The sequence below is a fragment of the Mucilaginibacter sediminis genome (assembly GCF_051903035.1).
Classification (GTDB): Bacteria; Bacteroidota; Bacteroidia; order Sphingobacteriales; family Sphingobacteriaceae; genus Mucilaginibacter.
The window spans coordinates 1,982,596-2,005,345 of record NZ_CP170602.1 but is presented as its reverse complement, the minus strand read 5'-3'; the positions used below and the strand labels follow the sequence as shown (position 1 = coordinate 2,005,345).

24 protein-coding genes are annotated in these 22,750 nt (G+C 42.1%); 22 read left to right on the top strand and 2 right to left on the bottom strand.

The genetic code is table 11. From position 1 onward, the window contains the following. The first annotated feature begins 331 nt into the window (after positions 1 to 331). Positions 332 to 3,385: a lantibiotic dehydratase gene (locus ACFGVS_RS07915; RefSeq protein WP_439698167.1), complete on the top strand. Its 3,054-nt coding sequence runs from the start codon at positions 332 to 334 to the stop codon at positions 3,383 to 3,385. Here the strand turns inward: ACFGVS_RS07915 and ACFGVS_RS07910 are convergent, their stop codons facing one another. Further along, entirely contained in the window at positions 3,386 to 4,126 is a 741-nt protein-coding gene (locus ACFGVS_RS07910; RefSeq protein WP_439698166.1) for a LytR/AlgR family response regulator transcription factor, read from the bottom strand. Then, positions 4,123 to 4,887: a sensor histidine kinase gene (locus tag ACFGVS_RS07905; protein WP_439699238.1), complete on the bottom strand. Its 765-nt coding sequence runs from the start codon at positions 4,885 to 4,887 to the stop codon at positions 4,123 to 4,125. Before ACFGVS_RS07905 ends, ACFGVS_RS07910 begins: the two co-directional genes overlap by 4 nt. A 622-nt stretch (positions 4,888 to 5,509) precedes the next feature. Between ACFGVS_RS07905 and ACFGVS_RS07900 the strand changes: the two genes are divergently transcribed. The 21 genes from ACFGVS_RS07900 (at position 5,510) to ACFGVS_RS07800 (ending at position 22,745) form a co-directional block, all read left to right on the top strand. Then, positions 5,510 to 6,748 carry a hypothetical protein gene (locus ACFGVS_RS07900; protein WP_439698165.1) on the top strand — a complete coding sequence of 413 codons (1,239 nt, stop codon included), beginning with the start codon at positions 5,510 to 5,512 and terminating at the stop codon, positions 6,746 to 6,748. 496 nt (positions 6,749 to 7,244) lie between these two features. After that, the gene (locus ACFGVS_RS07895; RefSeq protein ID WP_439698164.1) at positions 7,245 to 8,072 is read left to right on the top strand and encodes an RteC domain-containing protein; all 828 of its coding nucleotides are present in this window, start codon (positions 7,245 to 7,247) and stop codon (positions 8,070 to 8,072) included. Positions 8,073 to 8,529: 457 nt separating this feature from the next. Continuing rightward, positions 8,530 to 9,606: a hypothetical protein gene (locus ACFGVS_RS07890; protein ID WP_439698163.1), complete on the top strand. Its 1,077-nt coding sequence runs from the start codon at positions 8,530 to 8,532 to the stop codon at positions 9,604 to 9,606. Positions 9,607 to 9,907: 301 nt separating this feature from the next. Next, entirely contained in the window at positions 9,908 to 10,828 is a 921-nt protein-coding gene (locus tag ACFGVS_RS07885) for a toprim domain-containing protein (RefSeq protein ID WP_439698162.1), read from the top strand. Between the two features lie 140 nt (positions 10,829 to 10,968). Further along, complete coding sequence (locus tag ACFGVS_RS07880; RefSeq protein ID WP_439698161.1) at positions 10,969 to 11,427, top strand: plasmid mobilization protein; 459 nt, start codon at positions 10,969 to 10,971, stop codon at positions 11,425 to 11,427. Between the two features lie 22 nt (positions 11,428 to 11,449). Beyond that, positions 11,450 to 11,734, top strand: a complete 285-nt coding sequence (locus ACFGVS_RS07875) for a hypothetical protein (protein ID WP_439698160.1) — start codon at positions 11,450 to 11,452, stop codon at positions 11,732 to 11,734. A 329-nt stretch (positions 11,735 to 12,063) separates the two neighbouring features. Beyond that, the gene (locus tag ACFGVS_RS07870) at positions 12,064 to 13,419 is read left to right on the top strand and encodes a relaxase/mobilization nuclease domain-containing protein (RefSeq protein ID WP_439698159.1); all 1,356 of its coding nucleotides are present in this window, start codon (positions 12,064 to 12,066) and stop codon (positions 13,417 to 13,419) included. Between the two features lie 16 nt (positions 13,420 to 13,435). Next, the gene (locus ACFGVS_RS07865) at positions 13,436 to 14,062 is read left to right on the top strand and encodes a ParA family protein (protein ID WP_439698158.1); all 627 of its coding nucleotides are present in this window, start codon (positions 13,436 to 13,438) and stop codon (positions 14,060 to 14,062) included. Beyond that, positions 14,062 to 14,397, top strand: coding sequence for a hypothetical protein (locus ACFGVS_RS07860; RefSeq protein WP_439698157.1), 336 nt, complete (start codon positions 14,062 to 14,064; stop codon positions 14,395 to 14,397). The genes ACFGVS_RS07865 and ACFGVS_RS07860 overlap by 1 nt, the downstream gene beginning before the upstream one ends. Continuing rightward, positions 14,394 to 14,714 carry a hypothetical protein gene (locus tag ACFGVS_RS07855; protein WP_439698156.1) on the top strand — a complete coding sequence of 107 codons (321 nt, stop codon included), beginning with the start codon at positions 14,394 to 14,396 and terminating at the stop codon, positions 14,712 to 14,714. Before ACFGVS_RS07860 ends, ACFGVS_RS07855 begins: the two co-directional genes overlap by 4 nt. Before the next feature lie 2 nt (positions 14,715 to 14,716). After that, entirely contained in the window at positions 14,717 to 15,013 is a 297-nt protein-coding gene (locus ACFGVS_RS07850) for a DUF4134 family protein (protein ID WP_439698155.1), read from the top strand. A 98-nt stretch (positions 15,014 to 15,111) separates the two neighbouring features. Continuing rightward, the gene (locus ACFGVS_RS07845; protein WP_090646747.1) at positions 15,112 to 15,414 is read left to right on the top strand and encodes a DUF4134 domain-containing protein; all 303 of its coding nucleotides are present in this window, start codon (positions 15,112 to 15,114) and stop codon (positions 15,412 to 15,414) included. Beyond that, positions 15,348 to 15,710, top strand: coding sequence for a plasmid transfer protein (locus ACFGVS_RS07840; RefSeq protein ID WP_439698154.1), 363 nt, complete (start codon positions 15,348 to 15,350; stop codon positions 15,708 to 15,710). The genes ACFGVS_RS07845 and ACFGVS_RS07840 overlap by 67 nt, the downstream gene beginning before the upstream one ends. After that, positions 15,688 to 18,129 carry a TraG family conjugative transposon ATPase gene (locus tag ACFGVS_RS07835; RefSeq protein WP_439698153.1) on the top strand — a complete coding sequence of 814 codons (2,442 nt, stop codon included), beginning with the start codon at positions 15,688 to 15,690 and terminating at the stop codon, positions 18,127 to 18,129. Before ACFGVS_RS07840 ends, ACFGVS_RS07835 begins: the two co-directional genes overlap by 23 nt. 17 nt (positions 18,130 to 18,146) lie before the next feature. After that, entirely contained in the window at positions 18,147 to 18,809 is a 663-nt protein-coding gene (locus ACFGVS_RS07830; protein ID WP_439698152.1) for a hypothetical protein, read from the top strand. Beyond that, entirely contained in the window at positions 18,806 to 19,480 is a 675-nt protein-coding gene (locus tag ACFGVS_RS07825) for a hypothetical protein (RefSeq protein ID WP_439698151.1), read from the top strand. Before ACFGVS_RS07830 ends, ACFGVS_RS07825 begins: the two co-directional genes overlap by 4 nt. Next, on the top strand, positions 19,477 to 20,175 hold the full coding sequence (locus tag ACFGVS_RS07820) for a hypothetical protein (protein WP_439698150.1): 699 nt from the start codon (positions 19,477 to 19,479) through the stop codon (positions 20,173 to 20,175). The genes ACFGVS_RS07825 and ACFGVS_RS07820 overlap by 4 nt, the downstream gene beginning before the upstream one ends. Continuing rightward, on the top strand, positions 20,172 to 20,957 hold the full coding sequence (locus tag ACFGVS_RS07815) for a hypothetical protein (protein ID WP_439698149.1): 786 nt from the start codon (positions 20,172 to 20,174) through the stop codon (positions 20,955 to 20,957). The genes ACFGVS_RS07820 and ACFGVS_RS07815 overlap by 4 nt, the downstream gene beginning before the upstream one ends. A 43-nt stretch (positions 20,958 to 21,000) precedes the next feature. After that, a complete protein-coding gene (locus tag ACFGVS_RS07810; protein ID WP_439698148.1) occupies positions 21,001 to 21,207 on the top strand; it encodes a DUF2683 family protein in 207 nt (68 codons plus the stop codon). Then, the gene (locus ACFGVS_RS07805; protein WP_439698147.1) at positions 21,207 to 21,500 is read left to right on the top strand and encodes a type II toxin-antitoxin system RelE/ParE family toxin; all 294 of its coding nucleotides are present in this window, start codon (positions 21,207 to 21,209) and stop codon (positions 21,498 to 21,500) included. Before ACFGVS_RS07810 ends, ACFGVS_RS07805 begins: the two co-directional genes overlap by 1 nt. A gap of 90 nt (positions 21,501 to 21,590) precedes the next feature. Beyond that, positions 21,591 to 22,745, top strand: a complete 1,155-nt coding sequence (locus tag ACFGVS_RS07800) for a plasmid transfer protein (RefSeq protein ID WP_439698146.1) — start codon at positions 21,591 to 21,593, stop codon at positions 22,743 to 22,745. Positions 22,746 to 22,750: the final 5 nt, after the last annotated feature.

Sequence of the window (22,750 nt, the reverse complement as noted above, 5' to 3'; positions counted from 1 at the left end):
GGATAACTCAAAAGGAACATTCTGCTGTTAAACGCCCTTTGAGCTAAATGAACCAACTAACTATCCTTATATGTCTTGTATATATTTTATGGCGTATTTTAGATGTATTACCCTTTTTGGGAATATTTTTGATAAGTAGTATCTATTGATGAGTTTTAAGAGTATTAAAATTAAGGGAAAAGTTTATCAGCCTGAGTTTATGAATTTATATGTCATTATAAAATAATATTTTACTTTATAAGAACTCGTATACTGTTTTTGGATTGGGCGAATAAATATACTTGCCGTTAACCATTTGTACCTGTTTTAAACAAAGGGTTATAAAGTATATATGGATGAATTTTTACCGCTACAGTTTTCGGCCCGAGCAATAGCCAGAAATCCAGTATATAGCTATATTGACTATAATTTGGATTCCCTTGAGCTAATATTGACTGATACCTATTTCAGGTATGCAGTGTATTTAGCAAATCCTTCTTTTTACCGATTACTTTCAAGAAAAGATTTTAAATGGGGCGAGTTGAATGACAAAGAAAAGCTGACACTCAATAAGTACTATAACCGGATGTCATTCCGCCCAACGCCATTTGGTGCGTTCTCTTCTTATTCCGTTGTGGAGTGGAGTGATGTTACCGAGATCGACCTTGTTAGTAAAGATCTAATTCAGATCAGTATACAACCTGATCAGGAGGTCATTGCGGGAATTGCAAAGGTTGTCGGAGATGAACTGATTTATGAACAAAAATACCGCTTAAACCCCACTATTTACAAAGTTGGACGCGAATACCGGTATATCTGGTCTGGCAACGACGATGCCGGCATTGCGCCATCATTTACGCTTGAATCAATCGAAGCAAATAAATTGACATCTGGCCTTATGGAAGAATTTAAAGGATCGTTAATGCAGGGTAGACAAATATGGAAGTTTATCGTCAATATTACGTCCTGCAATGAGGATCAGGCAACGGAATATTTTGAATTCCTGCGTAGTGCCCAAGTTATAAAACCCGAGCAGGGAATTAACATGATAGGGACAGACTTTTTAAAACGTCTGGCAAATTTTCAGGCGGCCGTTATGCCTGCTACCAGGGATTTCTTTATGGAGTTGAATAAGCGACTTGAAAAAGCTGAATATGTCGATGTACCACAGCTGGATTATGTTTTGCAGGAAATTTTGGGACATTTTCCCGGTTTTGATATCTCCGATATAAAGACATTCTATTATGCCAATTCGTTCCGGGATGTCATTCGTAATAAATTAGGACGAAAATTTCAGCTACAATTATACGAAGGCATCAATTGCCTGGTAAAGTTGTGCAATCCTTCGGGTCCACCCGGACTCGAAATATTTCAGCGGGAATTTCTTAAAAAATATGATCGTCAGAAAGTTCCATTATTGCTTGTGCTGGATCCTGAAACCGGAATTGGATACGGTGGCCGCCCGGAATTGTTGCATGGTCAGGAATTGTTAACTGAAATCAAATTTCCGAATGGGAAAAATCCTGAAAGGACTATCAGCTGGTCGGAGACACATCGAATTTTATTAAACAAATGGTTGGGATACGAGGGCACTGACCGTTATAGGCCAATCAACCTGGATTCGACAGACTTTGAACTTTTTACAGATAAAATAAGCCCTAACCTGCCCCCGTCGTTACCGGTGATTTTCAGAATATTTGATGACGAAATCTACATTGAAAGCCTTGGAGGGGTTACAGGGACCTCACTGATAGGCAGGTTTGCTGCCCTGAATGATCAGGTCAGGGATATTGCGGCAGATATTGCCGAAACGGAGGAGGCCGTTAATTCCGGGGTGGTCTTCGCTGATATCAGCTTATTGTCGTATCCACACGTTGATAACATCAATAAAAGGGCACCGGTATATAGTTATGAAATACCTATAAATACAGGCTCTGAATTGCCGGAAAATAGGCAGATTCCATTAAATGACCTTTGGTTATCTTTTCATGACGGCAGAATGATCCTGGAATCACAAAGTCTGAAAAGGATAGTTATCCCAAGATTAACTTCTGCTTACAATCATAATAATAACGAATTAGCTGTATTTCGGTTTCTTTGCGACCTCCAATATCAGGGGATACAAACGAATTTTAATTTAGATATGGAATCCCATTTTCCGGAGATGAACTTTTACCCCAGAATATGCTTCAAAAAAACTATTTTGACTTTAGCTAAATGGGTCATAACTGGAAATGAGCTGGAGTTATTGCAGCAGAAAGAAAAAAAGTCATCAATTGCCGCACTGATTGAACTTAAAACAAAATGTAAAATTCCGGAAAGGGTTGCATTGACCCGGCACGACCAACAATTGGTATTTAACCTCGATAAGGAAGCCGACCAGTACTTTTTTCTTCAATCGATTAAAGGATTAAAGCGGTTATTGATTCAGGAATTTATTGTCGATTCCATGGTAGCTTCGGAAGGTAAACCAGTGATCACACAGTTCATAGGTTTCCTTGTAAACAAAGATAAGGTGTATCAAGCTACAAGCAACAGGGAGAAAATTCGACCTGAAATCAGGAAAAGGAGTTTTTCACTTGGAGGTAAATGGCTGTATCTTAAAATATATTGCTCGCCACAAAATGCAAATATGATGCTGCTAACCAAAATATTTCCTTTTATAAGTGGTAGAAACAAGGAAATAATTCAAACCTGGTTTTTTGTAAGGTATAAGGATTCTGCGCATCATATACGATTACGGTTGCTGTTAAAGGACAGTGATCTGGGGATAATTCTAAAAAAAATAAAATCGGCCTTATCTTCCCAACTGCAATACCAGGTGATTAAAGAATATCACGCGGATACTTATAACCGCGAACTCGAAAGATATGGCTCGGAGTCGATTTTGGCAGTTGAAAAATTCTTTTGTTCAAGCAGCGTGCTAACGCTTTTGTTTTTAAGAAAATACAGCGCAAAACCTGAATTTATGAGTATCTATAGTTTTGGATTTCTGACAGTTCATCTGATAATCAATACCGTTTTCGATAAAGGTGATGATGGGATAGCCTTCATCAGGAGGGTGGTTGACTCGTTTTTCAATGAATTCGGAAAAGACCAGGCACTCAAGATTGATCTGGACTCCAAGTACCGAAGTCTGAGACAGGATCTCAATCGTCTTATCGCAGACAAGTCCTATTTTAAAAGGCTTCGGATGCAAAAAAAAGCAGCAGATTTCAAAAGGTCTGTGGATAACGTTTTCGGTCCACTAAGCGCGAGTAAAATTGATCGGCGGATGCAGTTGGCGGCCGATCTGATTCATATGCATCTGAACCGGTTGTTTTCAGAACAGCAGCGTGAACAGGAGTTTATTATTTATTTCTGTCTTTTGAAATACAAGATATCAGCGAAGGCCAGGCTCGGTTAGTTAAGGGGCTTTTCTTTTGCTTTTCCAAATCCTGGTATTCATTTGCTGCATAAAATCAGCTTTAAATGAACGCCCTAAGGGCAATATAGTATTCGCTTTATCTTCCAGACCGATAAAGGCACCATCGATTGTCCTTATCTTGCTGTTGTTAATAATAAATGACTTATGTATACGGGAAAAACGCTCCTTTAATAATTTGTCTTCAACCTCGCTGAGCATCAGGTATACAAGATAAGTGCCGTTAGCTGTGTGTATCTTGATATAGTTATCTACCGACTCAAAGAAAATAATGTCATCAAGGAAAATTTTTACCATTTTTCCTTTTGTTTCATGAGAAACGAAAAAAAACTCATGATCGGCCGTGTTTTGTGGCGTAACATCGCAAAGTTTCCTTCGTACTTTATTGATGCTTTTTATAAACCGTTCATAGTTTAGCGGTTTTAAAATGTAATCAATCGCATCTTTCTCAAAGGCTTCAATTGCATATTCCGGGTAAGCAGTGATAAAGATAACCTGCGAATAATAGCTGACCATTCCGGCGAATTCCATTCCCGTCAAGTCCGGCATATCTACATCCATAAAAATGACTGATGGCGGTTTGCTGATGCTGATCGTATTCAAAGCGGAAACCGGATCTACCGAACTTCCAAGCAATTCAACATCTTTCGTCCTTTCAATAAAGGATTTAATAATTTCAATAGAATGATATTCATCATCTACAATGTAACATGTTAAAGTCATAAACGCATATATAAATAAAGGTTAAATGTTCCTTCTTCGTCATATATGTTCAGTTTATATTGGTCGGGGTAGTTGTATGAAAGTCGCTTTATAGCATTTTCGACACCAATGCTTTTTAACCTATCGTTGGGATTTTGTTGTTTCTTTATATTCCTGGTTGTAAACGTCAACTCATTGTTTTCATTCACATTTAATTCCATAGTGGCCTTATCCTCCTCAATTTTAAGATTGCCATGTTTGAATACATTCTCTACAAATGTTAAAAGGATTAGCGGGATAATTTTGACTCCCGTAAATCTTCCGGTAACAATGAAGTTGATATATAAAGGGTGGTTATATCGCAGCCGGTTGATTTTTATCAGGTTATCGATTTGTTCGACCTCCATTTCTAAAAGCTTTTTTCCTGATTCGTCGGCCTCCTTTAGGGAATACCGCATAATTTCCGCAAGTAGAAAAACGCACTCAGAAGCTGACTCTGAATTTTGATAAACTTTATTATAAATAAAGTTGAGCGTGTTGAACAGGAGGTGAGGGTTGATCTGGTGCTGGAGGTAGGCATTTCGTACATCTGCGAGCTTATTTTCCAACTCCGCTTTTTCTTTTGACACGACTAGGTTGAGCCTCTCTTTTTCATTAACGTTCTTACGATAGGCAATAAATCTTAAAAATGCCCAATACAAGGTACTGAAGACTAAAAAATAAAGACCTCTGAATGTGTTCTGGACACCGAATTTGTATAAATATCCAGGCTTAGACCACATGTGTATATTAAAGATTAGGAAAACCTGATCAAGGTAATATTTGATTGCTACACTAATGGTCAATGCAACAAAGCCAAACAGGATAGCCTTTAAATATGGAAAACGTTGGCGGAAGGAATAATTCAGTAGGCCTACGTTAGTGTAAAACAACGCAATATTTAAAGCGTAATAACAAATATAGCTGATCAGGGTGTATGTCGTTCCTGTCGATAAATAAACAAAGCCTATTTCATACAATATAAACACTGACCAGCCGATTATATGCGGGTATATCCGGTCGGCAATAGTGATTTTATGTTTCGGCTCTGATTGTAATTTCATTGTCATTGCTTGTTATGCACCTATACCAAGGCGCCGTTGGCGTAATAAAACGGTCTTTAGTATTAACCCAAGGTTAATTTCCTGAAAAATATTAAGAATATGAAAAATAATTCAGAGAAATACTTAAAAAAAAGGAACAATACACTGCACATATTTAAGAATAATGCTGTGCGGAATGCAGGAAATTCAGTGAAGGGCGAGACTGATCCGACGAATACAACCATAACCATATTAACAACGACCCATATTTTCAAAGTTTAAACTACTCACCGAATTATCCACATTTAAATAAATAACCTTGTTGAAATACGAACTTAAAACGTTGCAAGAATTTGTTCTGGCCCTTGCGCCAGAACAGCTTGCTGCATTTGACGCAGGGCGTCGGGACCTTCCATTATGGAAGGCTAGTGTTGAATCCGAATCTGTACGCATCAAAGATTCATGGACAACAGCGATCTTTACTGCGGCTAAGGATAATATTATAGAACGTTATATTCAATATCATCAGACAGGTATCATCGAATTTGCAGACCTTTTACAGTCTTACCATGATATTTTAAAAGGTGATAACGAGGAAAGCATACCATTTCGTGATGTAACCGTAGAATTGATTAGGTGGTTTATATCCCAGCTTTTTGAATTGTTGAACTACATCGAACGTTTTTTTTCGAAATATTTCAACCTGGAAAGCAAAATTCCTGAAACCTATCGTGCAATTTCATTCCAGGAGCTAAGCGATATTATCAAGGAATTACAGCGGCAATTGTCCGATATGCAGGTGGAAATATTACTGCAGTCTTCCATTCATGATTTTCTGAATTCAATTGTACTTCCGCAAACGATGATCACTTTTCGTAAGTTGATCTATCTGAAAGAATTTTTAAAGGAATTATCATCTGTTTTTATTCAAACGGAAAGAGGCGATTGGGACAATCAGATCTCAATGGCACTACTGTATCTGAATTACAACCACCTGGGCTTTTTTTCCTATTACCAGGATCTGGTTAACCTGGAACTTGCTGATGCCGATAACAACGAACAGCATATTGAAATCCTGATGCGCTATCTATCAATCATAAAGGCGGCACAGCTTAAACCTGCTTTTAGTTATAATCCAGAATGGCCTACTATTAAGCTTATGCTTGAAACCTGGCTAAACGATGAGATTGCTACAAGGATGCTGGCAGGGAAAAAGGATTTCAACGGAGCCGGCGCCAAACACTCATATAAACCTGAAAAGCTGCCATTAAATATATCAGTCGCGCAGCTGGCATTAATTGTCAGGTTGTTTTACGAATCCGGCCACTTTGCCATAGCTAATATTAAAGAGATCCTGAGGTTTATTGCACTTCACTACGAGTCTAAGAAACAACAGCACATATCTACCGGCAGTATCCACAAAGAATTTTATAGTGTGACCCAAGTCACTGCTGCAGTGGTTCGAGATATGCTACTCAAAATGGTAGATATTATCAACAAGCGATATTTTCCGGTCATCTTTGTAGTCTGTGCAATAATTGGTTCTCATTCAATAATCTAACGAGCTCTCCAAGCCAGTTATAACTGAAATCTTCCTTTCCTATTAAAACCTTGACGGGATCTTTTACGATATCCTGCAAGGTTTTATACCCCATTAATTTGCTTCTAAGGCAAAAGTTTTCAGTAAGCGGTAAATCACCGAACTGTTTTTCCATAAATATTTGCTCTTCCATAATTTGAATTTTTGTGCTTTTAAGCATTGAAAAATAATCTGACCCAGGTTGGTCGCAAAAGGCTTACATGATAAATGTAGACGATTTACAAATAACAAACAAGTAGCACAACCTAAAAAAATCACTGTTTTTTTAGCTGATAAAAAAGCTGAAAGGTAGCCACCTTTTGGCTTTTTGTGATTTTGTAGCCCCTAAATTAAGTGAAGAGGCCACCTCATATTTCATTTTGGGCGTAATAACTTCAAAGGGTAGTAAAGGGTATATTACCCAATAACGACTATTTCTGCCTCGGAATTATTTGTCCTTTCGTATCAAAAAAAGGATATGAAAAACTCAAAAATTGACTTGTTCGAACCATTGTTACAGCGTATCAGCCAGGTTAAAGAGGTTGATAGTTTAAAGCGAAATGCCATGATCATTGCAGAAATCAGGAGCACAATAAAAAAACTTGTGGATTTGTATGAAGGGACATCTTTCGATGATGAGCAACTGGAAATTGAATACTATAAAAGCATTAGGCCGAAATTCTATGCCATGCTTATTTTTTACAGTGAATTGTATAACCTCGAAAAAGCCGTACAGTTTTTAGATTCTATAGGAATCAAATCCTATTATGCCGATGAACTGAAGCTTATCGATGTGTTTTTTAACCGTAACCAGTTCTGTTATCAGTATTACCGTTTGAATGCAACTGAGCTTGACCAACTGTATTTTTTAATGGGGTCAAAAATTCAAAGTCACCTCATCCCGGCTGTTCCTGAACTGGTGCCTGACTCGGGCACCAGCACATCATATCTTTTTTCCAAATTTATTGCTTATGAAAATCTTAGAATTGAATTGCAAACCCGGGCCGACATTTTAGTACCACAGGATAAACCTGAAGCTCCAGCTAATCAGGATGACCCGATAACATGGACCGGTGATTCCATTAACCTGGTAGAGCTTGCTTTTGGAATCTACTTAACCGGACAACTTAATAATGGAGATATATCATTAAGCAGGGTAGTACGCTGGCTTGAACAGCAGTTAAATATCAGGATAGGCCTCCCACACCGCAGGTTCGACGAAATAATCAGGCGGAAACGGATCAGTGCAACGAAGTTTATAGACCTTATGAAGGAAGCACTGCTGAAAAAAATGTCAGGAGGCTGATATTTATTTATGACAACATCCCATGTTGTTGTCAAATACCTGTTTTTCTCTTTTCAATCTTTGCTTAACAACCTGATGATAGTTAGGGTATTAAGTGAACGAATTTCATAAATAGGACACAATTGCCAGCTTCGGCGGTCGACAGAGGTGCCAAGATTCTCAACTTATTAATACCACCCGGATTTCACTATCCGGATAATCCTGGACCTGCTTTTTAAGCGGGATGGGAAACTATTGTCTTCGATCTTTGACATGGTGGGCAGAAGCATTATCCTGTTAGCAGCAGGAAATTTTGTGAAGGTGAGATGGTATCAACAACTGAAAGCACAAAGGCAGGATAGGACCCGGTTTGTAGAAACTGACGTGAGTACGCCCGATGAATTAATTTTAAATAGAACGACTATAATGGTCAATAACCAAAGGGGGCTTATGCCCCCTTTTTTGTAAACCCAATTTTATGGATCCAAAGATCATTAGCCGAATTGACAGGGCAGTCGCCGATAACATGAAAGACATTAAACGTTCATTTGGTGGCCAGGCAGGAATCGTTCAGGATTTTATAATTTTTATCACCAGGCAACTGAAGACCGATCTTTTTGGTTATACCCGTTTTACCCTGCAGCAATTTTGCCTGGAAACAGGGAGGACACGCCAGGACCTCGCGGTCATCTACCCGGATTTTCTTAACGGGAAGTCCTTGCCACCGATGATCGCAGGGTATGAATTCAAGACGGTATTTGATTATGCCTTGTATACCATGATGGAACGAAACATTATCTTTTCATCAGCTTATGAGGTCAGGGCGGAAGGAGGCATGATACAGATGCAGAGCTTCTCGATCCTGAAAGACCTGAAACTCAATTTTAATAGGAGCAGTAAAGAGCAGAAGATCTATGATGTCCGGCTTTCTGATGATTTACTTCATGGCTTCCTAAGCAGGTACTACACCATAGATACATCGAGTTACCGGCTGGTTGGAAAAGGCAGGGGGGGCGACAGCCGCAAACAATTACTCATTTATCTCTCCAAACTGAAACATATCCTGCTTTCTACAGGTGCGGATAACGAAACCCTTGTTCCCCTGGACAGGTTATGCAAGATAGCCGATATCTTGGACAGCAAGCCCTCTCATAAAAAGCAAAACCTCACCAGGATGCTTGCCTATATCAGGGAGACCGGAAAATTCTTATTCGATTTTCAATTTATCCAGGATAGGTTCAATACTAATTATATGGTCCGGCTCGAATTTAAACCTGATCATTCCAGGTGTAAACTCCAAATGGAACATTCTTTTTATTACCGGTTATTATCTGGGTTAAAAACCGTATTCGATAGTCGCAAATCAGCCTGTGTAATTATAGATGATGATCCCTTTCAATTTTGGTTAGCGGACATGAGCAGTGACCTGAATTCGAAATCGCAGGTTTTGGTACAGGCTTATTATATCGCTTTTCAAATTAACCTCAACCAGGCTCAGGCCCTCAGTCTGATACGAGCAGGCAGTTTTCTTAAACCCCTGATTGATGTCAGGTAGTTCGGAAATGATGTCGGGTAGTTCGGAGCGGATGTCGGGCTTTTTGATTTTGATGTCTATCTCATTGACCTGGATGTCGGATTTTTTGGCCCCGATGTCGAACTGATTGATTCCAATGTCTGGTGTTTTGATTTCAGCAATCCAATGTCGGCTATTTCGGACATGGTTGATGCTCCGTACAGGGGGATTTCCCTTTCCGATGTCGGACTTTTCGGCCAATACTATATAGAATAACAATTATAAAAAAGAGGTCGCTGTTTCAGCGGACTGAAAGAAAATATTTACCATTTAAAATTTGATTATGGATAATCTCTTAGAAGTGAAAGGCCTGAAAGAGCAGGTCTCTATTGTGGATCTGTTGGCCAGGCTCGGCTTTCACCCATTACGCAGATCGGGAAAAGAAGATATTTACCTGAGCATGTTGCGCGATTCGGACACCAAACCTTCATTCGCGGTAAACGACGAACTTGGTGTCTGGTATGATCACGGCTTGGGTAAAGGTGGAAATGTCATTGATTTTGGCCTGCTTTACTGGGCGGGATCAACGTTCAGTGATGTCATTGGTAAGATTAAATCCACCTGTAATCTGCCCATACTTCGTGTTAGCCCGGATTTAAACAGGATAAATACACGCAGGCACGCTTTAAAGGTTCCTCATTACAGGGTCGAATCCGTAAAGGAGTTAGGTAATAATCCTGCAATCAGCCGATACCTGCAAAGCCGCGGCATTTTTAAAGCCGCCGATGGGCATCTAAAAGAGGTCTACTATTTTGTGGAAGACGAAAAAAAGACCAAAAAGTATTTTTTTGCGGCCGGATGGCAAAATGAATTGGGTGGATGGGAAGTCAGGAATAAATATTTCAAGGGCTGCCTCGGGCATAAAGCTATTTCCCTCATCCAGGGGGACACCGATAGGCTTCATGTTTTTGAAGGCTACTTTAATTATTTGAGTTGGAAAACTGATAATCCCTTAATAAACAATACGGTCCTGGTAATGAATACAACTGTTTTATTACAGGCAGCGATTAAAAACGCCGCCGCCTTTAAGGACGTTTCTATTTATTTCGACCATGATAAGACAGGGCAGGATGCAGCCGCGGAATTTATCCGTAGCCTACCGCTCGCAGTCGACCGTTCGGAAATATATAAGGGATATAACGATTATAATGACTACCTGATCGCCGTTCCCACGCGATCCAGCGAACGTTCTTTTTTCAGATAGTTTTGACGGGTTTGAACTGGCTGTTTTATAACCAGGTAGCTGGTTATATTTTAGTTTTTATTGCGGCAAGATGTCCTTTTGTCCGACAAAAACGCCTTCAGCGGTTTTCTCAGCCAACGGAATCTTGCCTTGCCCGTTTCGTGCCTCAACTGATCAAGGATATCAATAACTCGCAACTCGTTATCTCTATGCCAGGAAAGCGCAAATCAACCGGCAGACCGAAATTGGAAACAGGTAAGCGAATAAGGAAGATCGACGCACGTTTTAGCGAAGATGAATACCTGGTCATCCTGGAACTGGAAAAACAGTTAGGGATCAGTAAAACGGAGCTGGTCAGGACAAGGCTTTTGCATAATGCCCCCCTGACGATCATTAATGCCAGGGAACTGATCCGGCTGCTGGATGGTATAGGTACTGAACTTGGGCGGGCTGGTAACAATATCAACCAGCTGGCGCACTACGCTAATATACTGCAACTCAAATCTGCTTTGTCGCCGGTGGTGATAGAGCGCTTTAACACGCTATTCTCCCAATATATCGACAATCAAACCATACTGGAAGCGGCCTTACGCAAGATCATTCGGTATATGGGCAAATAATTGATCCTTAAAAAATAAGCTTATGATTTACATTACATTAACCGGCCCGTCGGTCGCCATTACCATTGCTGCCTATTTTCTGCTCAGGTATCTTATCCTGACTTTTAACCGATATAACAGTGGCTGCCAGGACCCTTTCCTGCCCAGGATCAATCTACCCGGGAGTTCCTGGAGGGACTGGCGGCGGGGATATGAACAGGGACAAGCCAAAATGATCGTGAGGTATGGACTTGACAAGCAATGCGAAGATAAAAGTGTTTTAAAGTGGGTAAAAGGATATGAGGATATTGATGAGGGATGTGGTTAGTGCATTAAATGTCATGAGATGAAATAGCTGGATCCATATCACTCTGATACTTCATATCCGGATAATCAGGAGCTGGATATGAAATACCACGATACATTAACCATTTTAACCGGTTCCGGATTTCATTGCTATCCTGATACTTCGGTAAAAAGTAACCAGTTCATCTAACCTTCTGTATCCAGTTCATAGATCATTTTATAGCCAAGTATTTTATAGCTGGCTATCTTGTAACCTGTTCGATAGTATCCTGTCCCGATAGAGCAGGATACTTTTGATCTGTATATTACCTATCAGGCTTATTTCTATCACGATCCAAATGCGCTCGATATATGGTTGTCCGGATCCTATCCTCCTCAGCTTCCTTTGCCGGTGTAAGCTATAATACCAATAAAATTGAAAGGTTGCGCGGTGAATTAATGAAGGTCTCTGGATTCGGACCGTTGCAGGGGTTGGAATCTTTGAGGCCGGAGGACTATAAGAATTACCTTAAAATGGTTTCCGCGCAAAATAAAAGGGTTTCCAAACCGCAGTTTCATGCGGTTATCTCGGCTAAAGGAAAAGCCTATGATAAAGCATCCCTGACGGAGGTTGCTATCCGGTGGCTCCGTCAGATGGGCTATGCCGACCAACCTTACCTGGTCGTTTACCACAATGACACCGGCAATAATCATGTGCACCTGGTTTCAACGAGGATAGGAAAAGATGGCAAAAAGATCAGCAGCGGCTTTGAAAATATCCGAGCTATCCAAAATCTCAACAAGGTGTTGGGATTAGACGAAAAACAAAGGATAAATCTGGATGTGCAAAAAGCCTTAAGCTACCAGTTTAAGACCCGGGCCCAGTTTAAAATGATCCTCGAAAGCGCTGGTTACATATTAAAAGAAACTGGTGGAAATCTCCAAATTATCAAATCCGGAACCCTGCAGGATGAAGTCAAACTTATGCAGATCGATGAGCGTATTCATCAGAATCAGCCTGATACAGATAGAATAAACCAGTTAAAAGCTATTTTTTATAAACATGGTGCCGAACATGATACCAAATTAACGCCTGTTAATTCCGGTTCGGCCGGCAGAGATATAATTAATTTGAAAGGGTATACATCGGATTTTGCTGCTTACATGCAAGATAAACATGGCATAGCGCTCATCTTTCACTTTAAGGATGACAAGCCACCTTACGGCTATTCAATCATAGATCATGCGAAAAAAGGTGTATATAAAGGAAGTGAGATATTGCCAATGAAAATTCTCCTGGCCATACAGCAGGATAGGAGCGTTGTTGATCAAAAAATGCCTTCCAAACTGTTGTCCCCGGGTCCTGAAAACTATGAGCTTACGGCAAACAGAGAATATTACAGGGCATTGCTTTCGGCTGCCCTGAATAATTATCCTGACCTCAAACAAGGCCTGCATCACCAAGGCCTTGAGGTAATGCGTCATGACGATGAACTATACCTTGCAGATCCTGCGGCTGACCAGTATATACCGGTTAGCTTATTATTAGACGGGTCCGGCACTTTATTAATGGAACGATATTATGGGCTAAAGCCCGAGCCGGAAATCGCTATCATCAATATAAATAGACCCATCGCAACAATACAGATAGCGGCAGATATCGATGATGAAGCCATTCATGGTCGTAACCGGAGACGAAAGAAAAAGGCGCGTGCCAACAGCAGGTAAACTTAAGCAAAATTTTATGATCATAATTATCGGGAACCAAAAAGGTGGCTCAGGGAAAAGCACGCTTACATTATTGCTGGCGAACTACCTCACACTGGCCAAAAAGTGCAAAGTCACAGTCATTGATATGGATTACCAGCAATCCATCGCCCAGAAATTCGAAAAAGCCAAGTTGCTGGAAAATGAGGAGCCATACGAGGTCATCGCGGCCGCGCTGGAGGATTATCCCGATCTGTTGGAAGTATTAACAGGTAATTCTCAGGACATTATTTTAATAGATCTTCCTGGTAAGCTGGACGATGATGGACTGATACCCGTATTTCAATCTGCTGACCTTGTCGTTTGCCCCTTTGCATATGATGAATTCAGTTTTGAATCCACCATATTATTCTCAGTCGTACTAACAAAAATTAACCCGCAGGTCAATATCGTTTATGTTCCCAACCGGATTAAGGCGAATGTCAAATACGAAACCCATGCCGATGTCGACGCTCAATTGGCCAAATTCGGGAGCTTGACCCAATCCTTACCTGATCGGATCGATTTCCAGCGTACCAATACCATGATGACCCCACTTTCCGTCTACCCGGTCATTTTGCCCGTATTTAAACAGATCTACGAACAATACCTAAAAAACAACTAATGAATGAAATTAAATCCCTCGCGGATCAGATCCGTGGGAAAATTAATCAGCCCGAGGCACAGGTGGCCCCGAAACCGGTCGCCGTAAAGAAAAAGCAAAACAAGGCTGAAGCGCCGGAAATCGTCGAGTTACTCCGGGGTTATGATATTTCGGGTCACAAAAGTATGGTGCACGCCCGGTTTGATGCACAAACGGCCCAAATGCTGCACTACTTTAAAATGGCAACAGGCGTGGAAGTCACCAGGCTGGTAGCCTATTCGGTCCGGCAGCTATTTGAACAGCACCCGGAACTTAAAATAATCATCAAACAATATATTCAACAATTGGAATTATGAACTGGTTACATTTTTTTCTTTGGATCGCTTGCATATACGCGATTTATTACCTGGTCATTATTTTTGCTGACTTCCTCCGCACAGGAAATAAACCTGATGCTCAGGGTTGGGTAAATGAACTGACGTTTTCAGAGATTGAGTCTCCACAACGGATAGTTATGGAGGAACAAAGTATCTCATTACCCATAGCCGAACCGAAGGCAGGAAATAGTCAGGGAGGGTCAGCGATCATTGCTTCCGGCGGTGTTCTGATCAGGGAGCTATTCAGCCTGGCCCGAAAGGAATCCATCGTATATACGGGCCAGGTAAGCTATTAGCTATGAAATACCTGAAGCTTATCCCAGCCAGCTTGCTTTTTATCCCATTTCCGGCTCATGCGCAGCCAGGTATTGATGAAATGCAACAGGCAAAGCAAAACCTTACATCCTCGTTCTTTTCTGCGGTTGATTTTTCGCTGGTGCTGGCCGGACTATTCGGCATTGTCGGCGCAGTGAAGATTTATCATAACTGGCAGATGGGTAAAGAACAGATAACCAATGATGTGGCGGCTTGGTTCTTTGCCTCTTTTTTTATGGTGATCGCCGGGGCTTTCCTCCAGGCTGTATTCGGCATTTAGCCCTTTTTTGCCTCCTTTTAACAAGCGGCTCCATACAGGAGGCCGCTTTTTTTATGCCTAAAAAATCTCAAATAAATTTTTAACAAACCCAATAACAAATGAACAGAACAAAAAAAATCTGGGCTTCAGCATTACTGCTTGCCCTATCCGTACCTGCCTTTGCGCAAAATGGTGTAAATGGTCTGAATACGGCCACGACCACACTCAAAACCTATATCGCCCCGGTGACTAACATCACACTGGTTATCGGTGGTATCGTCGGCATCGTTGGTGCCATCCGGGTATATTCCAAATGGAATTCCGGTGATCAGGATATCAATAAAGAACTCATGGGATGGGGTGGATCCTGTGTGTTCCTGGTGGTATCCGCACTGGTGATCAAAGCTTTCTTCGGTTTGTAATGAGGAAGCGATTTGCTGTATATAAGGGGCTGCAGAAGCCCCTTATCTTTCGCGGCTTCAAAGGAAAATTTATTTACTGGGGATTAGCTTCCCTTTTGACCGGTTTGGTGTTGGGCGCTTTGGTCATGTCCCTAATTAACATGTGGCTTGGTGCTTTGGTTTTGATTGGCTGTATCGTAGGCGGCCTGCTTTATACCGCCAGCCGGCAAAAACAGGGTCTACACGGGAAGACCCGCACCAATGGAATTTATATTATTAATCAGATCAACCATTATGGCCGCAAAGAAAGTTTTTAAAATACCCTATGCCGGAGTGGATACCAGCGGGGAGTTTGACCTGTTGATTGGGCTGAACGGTGAATATTCTATTATCATCAGCCTGATCAATCCTGTCGTTCGGTTCTCGGCATCCCCCTCAGGTTATGACGAGTTTCATGCACTGGTCATCAGTATAGTTAAAATGCTTGGAGATGGCTATATTCTTCAGAAACAAGACATCATCAGCCGCTCTGCGTTTCCGGATAAGCCGGCCGAAGAATACCTTCAAAAAAAGTATAACGAACATTTTGCAGGCCGGTCCTGTGCAAAGACAACCACTTACCTAACCATAACGCGGCAGGTAAAAAAAGGCGCGTTTTATGTATTTAATGCCAAAGCCCTGGTGGAATTCCGGCAGACGATCAATAAAGTGGTTGATGTATTGACGGCGGCCAAAACATCCCCTGCATTATTAAAGGAAAAGGAGATCAACCTTTTTGTTTTACAAGTCTTGAGTATGACCTTCAATAAGCAACCTATCGCATTAAATAACCTGAGTGCAAATGATTCGGAGATCAGGATGGGGAATTTGCAATGCAGGAGCATCAGCCTCGTCGATGTGGACAGCATTGACCTGCCCCAGGAAGTTGGTACGTACGTGGAATTGAATGATAAGGAAACCATGCGGGGTTTTCCCGTGGATTTTCTATCGTTTTTATTTAAGGTTCCAGGTTACGAAGTGATCATATTCAACCAGCTGATCGAAATTCCGGTCCAGGTGGCCACCTTACGCAAACTGGAAAGAAAGAAAAAACAGCATTCCGGGATTCCTGACCCGGCAAATGATCTCTGCGTGGAGGATATCGATCTGTTGTTAAAAGATGTCGCCAGGGAAAGTCAGTTACTGGTGAACTGTCATTTTAATATCCTGGTATGCGCTCCGGAAACTCAGCTACAGAAAGCCTGCAATTTTATTGAAAATTCGCTTTTCCAACTTGGAATTCTCGCGAGCAAAAGTGCTTATAATCAACTGGAACTTTTCCGCTCCGCCCTTCCCGGCAACGCAGTAGAAATTCAGCACTATGATTGGTTCCTGACGACCAGCGATGCGGCGGCATGCTTCTTTTTTAAGGAATCACTGCCCGCGGATGAGCCTTCGGATTTCCTGATCCGTTTTACGGATAGGCAGGGTATCCCCGTTGGGATCGACCCGGCTGACTATCCAATGAGAACCGGCCGGATCAACAATAGGAATAAGTTTGTTTTAGGTCCTTCAGGTTCTGGTAAATCTTACTTTGTCAACAGCTTTGCAGAACAGTACATGTTATATAATATGGATATGGTCATTGTTGACACCGGTGATTCGTATTCCGGGCTTTGTTCTTACTATAAGGGAAAGTATATAACGTACACCGAAAAGGAGCCGATCACTATGAACCCTTTCCAGATCGACGAATCTGAATACAATATTGAAAAAAAAGATTTCCTCTGTACGCTGATCGGTGTTGCCTGGAAGGGGGCTGAGGGGACGTTCAGCCCGGTCGAACGTGATGTGATCGCTAATGTCATCTCCGCTTACTATAGCCAGTTCTTTTCAGAAAAAGGGGAGCTGAAGTTTGATACCTTTTATGAGTTTGCCATCAAAAAGATCCCAGAGATAAGGACAGAGGAAAATATTCCGTTTGATTTGGATGAATTCCGTTACGTATTAAAGAAGTTTTATAAAGGTGGGGAATTCGCGACAATTCTGAACAAAGAGGCAGATAAGTCTTTATTTACGGAGCGTTTTATTGTCTTCGAAATTGACAGTATCAAGGAATCGAAAATTTTGTTTCCCATTGTTACCCTTATTATTATGGATGTATTTATCCAGAAAATGCGTTTCAGAAAAACACAACGGAAATGCCTAATTGTTGAAGAGGCCTGGAAAGCTATCGCCAGTCCGCTTATGGCCGGATATCTTTTGTACCTCTATAAAACAGTACGGAAGTTCTGGGGCGAAGCCATTGTGGTAACGCAGGAGTTGGGCGATATCATAGGTAACGCAGTGGTCAAAGACAGTATTATCAATAACTCGGATACGATCTGTTTGCTCGACCAGACCAAGTTCAAGGATAATTATAACGAGATCGCCGCTTTATTATCTATCAACGAGACCGAACGCCGCAAGATCTTCACCATCAACCAGCTGGATAATAAAGAAGACCGGGGCCGTTTCAAAGAGGTATATATCCGCAGGGGCTCCGTCGGCGAAGTGTACGGTGTAGAAGTATCCCTATCCCAGTATTTGACCTATACAACGGAGAAGCCTGAAAAATCTGCTGTGGAGGTCTACACTAACGCTTTTGGTTCCTATCCATCCGGCCTCGATGAATTCATCAAAGACATGCAAAATAGCGGCTTGCAACTGGGTGATTTTATTAAACGTGTCAATCAGGCAGGTGTACCCTTCCATTAACCATTAAATCAATTTTTATGAAAAAGTGCCTGTTTATTTTGCTGCTTTTAGCAGCTGGAACTACTTATGCCCAATCGCTGTACGTTGATCCGGTTACAGCCGCAGCAATGTTATCTCACAGCCTCGTTATTGACGGGCAGCTAAATACGACTAATAATAACCTGAGTGCCATTGAGCGCGGACAACTTGCTGTAACCGGACAGCTGGTAATCGTCAATAACATGCAGGACAAAATCTATAAAGGGCTCAGCGAAGTTGCGGGAGTTATCAATAGCCTTGGCACGATCAAAGATATTGCTGAAACTGGGGTCGATATCGTCAATGATCTTGAACTGGCCGTTAAAACTGCGAAGTCGGACCCGATTCTGCTTTTATTCGCTGAAAGCGGCGCGCGGGATTTCGAGAACCGTGCAATCAGGCTCGCTGCGGATGTCAGCGCTTTTGTGCTGAAAGGTGGCAAATCTAACCTGATGGATTCCGGGGAAAGAGCAAAACTGCTTAACCACATCGTTGATGAGCTCCGCATTTTAAGGGGGATTGCCTATGGTATGCAGCGGGCCATGTACTGGGCAAAAATGCGTGGTATCTGGAAATCTCTTAATCCCTGGGCCGAATGGCAAAATATGGATGTACAGATCGCCAATAGTGTGTTAACCGAAGCCAGATATTTAAAACGATGATCACAAGATTATTTATTATTTGCCCCATTTGGTTATTACTGAATGCGGCGTCTGCTTTCGGGCAGCAGAAAGCCTTGAACATACCCGGGATCTGGCAACTGGTTGGTGAATCCAAATCAGAAAACAAACTACAGAAGACCGCCCGGGACCGGCAGTCCAGGAATACTGCGGAAGAATATGGAAATAAGACCATGCTCGATAAACTTAAAAATACATACCGAACCATTCAACAACGGTATAGCACTTTAGGTACAGCTATTAATGCGGCTAATGTTGGGATCGACGCCCAGCCAATGGTCAGCAGGATTATCAGTAACCAATCTGAATTGTATGCGCTGGCACGGGACAATCCAGCCATACTCGCACTGGCCTATAAAACGGAGATCCAATTCGCGGATAAGGCCCAGATGCTGATCCGGTATCTCGTTGGTCTCTGCCTAAGCATTGGGGATGTGAACCAGATGAAAGCATCTGACCGCAGGATACTGTTTGATTATATCCTGTCTGAATTAAGTAACATTCAGGACCTCTCGGGAAATCTGGTCAATAGTGTTCGTTACGGCAACCTGGCTTCACTGATCCGCTCGGTAAACCCATTTCAAAATTATATCGACCAGGACAAAGTTATTGTCAGAGATATTATTAATAACGCTAAATACCTGAAACAATGAAATATTTAATTCTTAATTGCTTAGCTATGAAACTGTCGCTATTGATGCTGTTGGTTAGCTTTAATTTGGATGCTTTTGCCCAGGGCTACGAAATCGTTGTGGATTACAAACATACTGCAGCCGTCATAGAGAACGATGCTGTACAATCCGCCGCGGAGATCTCCCACAGTAATTACCTGGACAAGATCAATAAAAATCTACAGACGATTAACACGAACACAGGATCTGTGGTGTTGGCGCAAACCATGATCTATGAAGGCCTTTCCAATATAAATTCAGCATTGAAAAATGGCCTGGTCGTTAAAGATCTTGCGGTTATCACAGCCGATATTCTTCGCTATACCAATCAGGCGATAGAATTAGCTAAGGCCCAGCCATATCTCCTGCTGTTCGCTGAAAGTTATGCCGGGCAGATCAGGGGTAGGGCAACCCGGCTTGTTGGTGACGTATCCAAATTTGTTCTCAAGGAAGGTGGTAGTATACTGGCTGACTATAATAGCCGGGATGAACTTCTTAATCATGTTCGGCAGGAGTTGCAGATTATTGACGGCATGGCCTATGGAGCATGGAAGGCAATGTTCTGGGCAAAAGAACGGGGTATCATAGCCAGTATCAACCCTTATGCAGGCTATATCAGTAATGACCGGAATACGGTTAATGAAATTATCAGAAACGCTAAATACTTAAAACCATGAAAAATTTTATCAAATATCTATTCTTATGGTCTGTTATGTTGACCAAACAATTAAGCTTCGCACAAACTTCTATCAACGATGAGGCTATCCGTTACCAGGAAGAGCGGATGGTGTTTAAACAATGGGACAAGAACAAATTTAAGCCCTCCAGCGGATTCCTGGGTTTGAATCCTTACTACTGGCTAACCTGGGGCCAGATGCCCAGCTATAAAAAAACAGACCTGCGTCCGCTGGGGCCATCGGGGCCGCAAACACAGCGAATCGCACTGGTTGCTACTATGAATAAAACAGACAATAGTTATAAGCTCCATTCAGATACCCTCAGGAACTCGGCTGTTTCTGATATCGGCAATCAATCCGGGCTGATTACGGCCGCAGATCCTTTATGGCTCCTGTACTACGCGAAAGAGCTGGAGCCGGTTTTGGAACATTCAGACGCTTCGATTTTGAGCGGTTTGTCGGATGCTGTACGGCAAAAGGTAATTTCAGAAGGCCTGTTGGATTGGTACAAAAAAGAGCTGGATATGCTGAAGGAACGCCTTGACGCGGCACGAAGTACAGATATGGATAGAGGATCCCGGATCATGGCTTATCACCGGATGCTGCAACAATACCGGACGCTGGAAGCGACCTGGGGAATCCGGACGGCCACGGCGGCGATCAATATGCAAATGGTCAAAATGCAGCAAAAGGTTAGGGGAGGTCTGGTTACGCCCGCTAACTGGACAACGCAGAGCGATGTAGAGATAGCAAAACAGGTACTGCGTGACCGGAAATATTGAATTTTGCTAGCAGATGGTAGCTGATTTTTGTATATTTGTTTACATGGAAAGTATTCTGATACATCCCGAAAGCCCGGAGCAATTGAAAACGGTTAAAGCTGTTTTGAAAGCATTGAAGGTGCAGTTTGAATCAGCACCCGTTACCCTGCCTGCCCACGTTTCAGAAAGTATCCGGCGCGGGATCAGTCAATTTGAGGCCGGGAAAAGTATTTCACTGGAAGAATTTACCCAAAAACATTTATCGGAATAATGAACTTTGAGATCAGGTTTACCCCTGAAGCAGAAGAAACATTTCAAAGTATAGTTGCCCAGCTCAGGACACGGTGGGGCAATGCTTACGTGAAAAAGTTTAAGCTTAAAGTAGCTGCTTCCCTTAAAACGCTTGCCGTTACGCCATATTTGTACGCGGTTGCAGAGGAGCAAACACAAGTCAGAAAATGCGTACTCCATAAGAACTGTTCCATGTTATACGGGATCTACGACCATACGGTGCTTATCATCTGTTTTTGGGATAACCGGCAGGACCCTTTGCTGTTATCCTGATACTCATTAACTTAAATCATTCGTCCTGGCCATCAGCCGGGATTTTTTTTGCCCTTTGTTTTCGGGCAGGTTCACATTAATTAAAACTTTATGAAAAAAATATCGCTGCTGGGGTTCCTGCTTTTTTGGGGAAGCGGATTTTGTTATGCCCAGGTTGCAGATCCGGATTATAAAAAATCCATTGAATATTTACAGGGCAATGGCGTTTACGAAGAAGGAGTGATGGTTTTCCTCGCTGGTCTGAAAGATTCGATCTGGACCCATTTTGACATGTTCATCGTTGATGCCAAAGCGTTGGCTGCTATCTTTATGATCATCTATTTCGCGATCAAATCTTATGAGATGATGGTCGGCGATAAACGCATGGAGATCATGCCACTTATTCGGCCTTTTGGGCTGGCGATGGTGATTATCTGGTGGGGAGCTTTCGCTAGAATGGTTGCCTTTCCCACGGATCTGGTGGCAATCAAAACAGAGGAAATGTTCAAAAGTGAGCAGAGTAACGTAGATAATCTGCGTTTCACCAGGGCTGACCTGATGATTAAAGTTGCCAATGCCTTGTATACATACCAGGCCCAAACCGAGGTTGCTGAAAAAGAGTCGGATACCTGGTATGGTAAAGCATGGGATTCGGTAACCAGTACGGTTAAGGAGGGGATTTCTACCGTTGTTGCGCCTTTGCTCGAGTTAAAGAATAGGTTGCAGGTGGGTATGCAATTGCTCATGACGCAATTGGTAGAGTTATTAGGTATCTGGATATTACGGATCGCGGTCTATATTATCTTTATGATCCAGATCATTTATTCCAGTATCCTGATCATACTCGGGCCTTTTGCAGTAGCCGCCAGTATCCTTTCGGCATTCAGGGACAGCTTCAGTACCTGGGTGGCCCGCTTTATTTCTGTTAATCTGTATTCCGGCATCGCGTATCTCATTATGTACCTCAGTGCGCTGATGCAGAAATACGCGCTGACCTCTGAGATCAGTAAGTATAAGGAGTTGGTAGGGGCAGACGGTACAAGCGGCAGCCTGGAAAAACTGGCCTGGTTTGCGGGGAACGGGATACTTTCCTTTGGTACTGTAGTAATCGTTTTCCTAATCGGCGCGATCTGTATGTTCACCGTGCCAAGTATCTCGACCTGGATCATTTCTACCTCCGGTATCACTTCTGCCAGTTCCAGTTTTGGCCGTGGCGCTGCTACTGTAACCGGTCTTGCCCGAAAGGCGTCGGGCAGTTTTCTTTAACATCT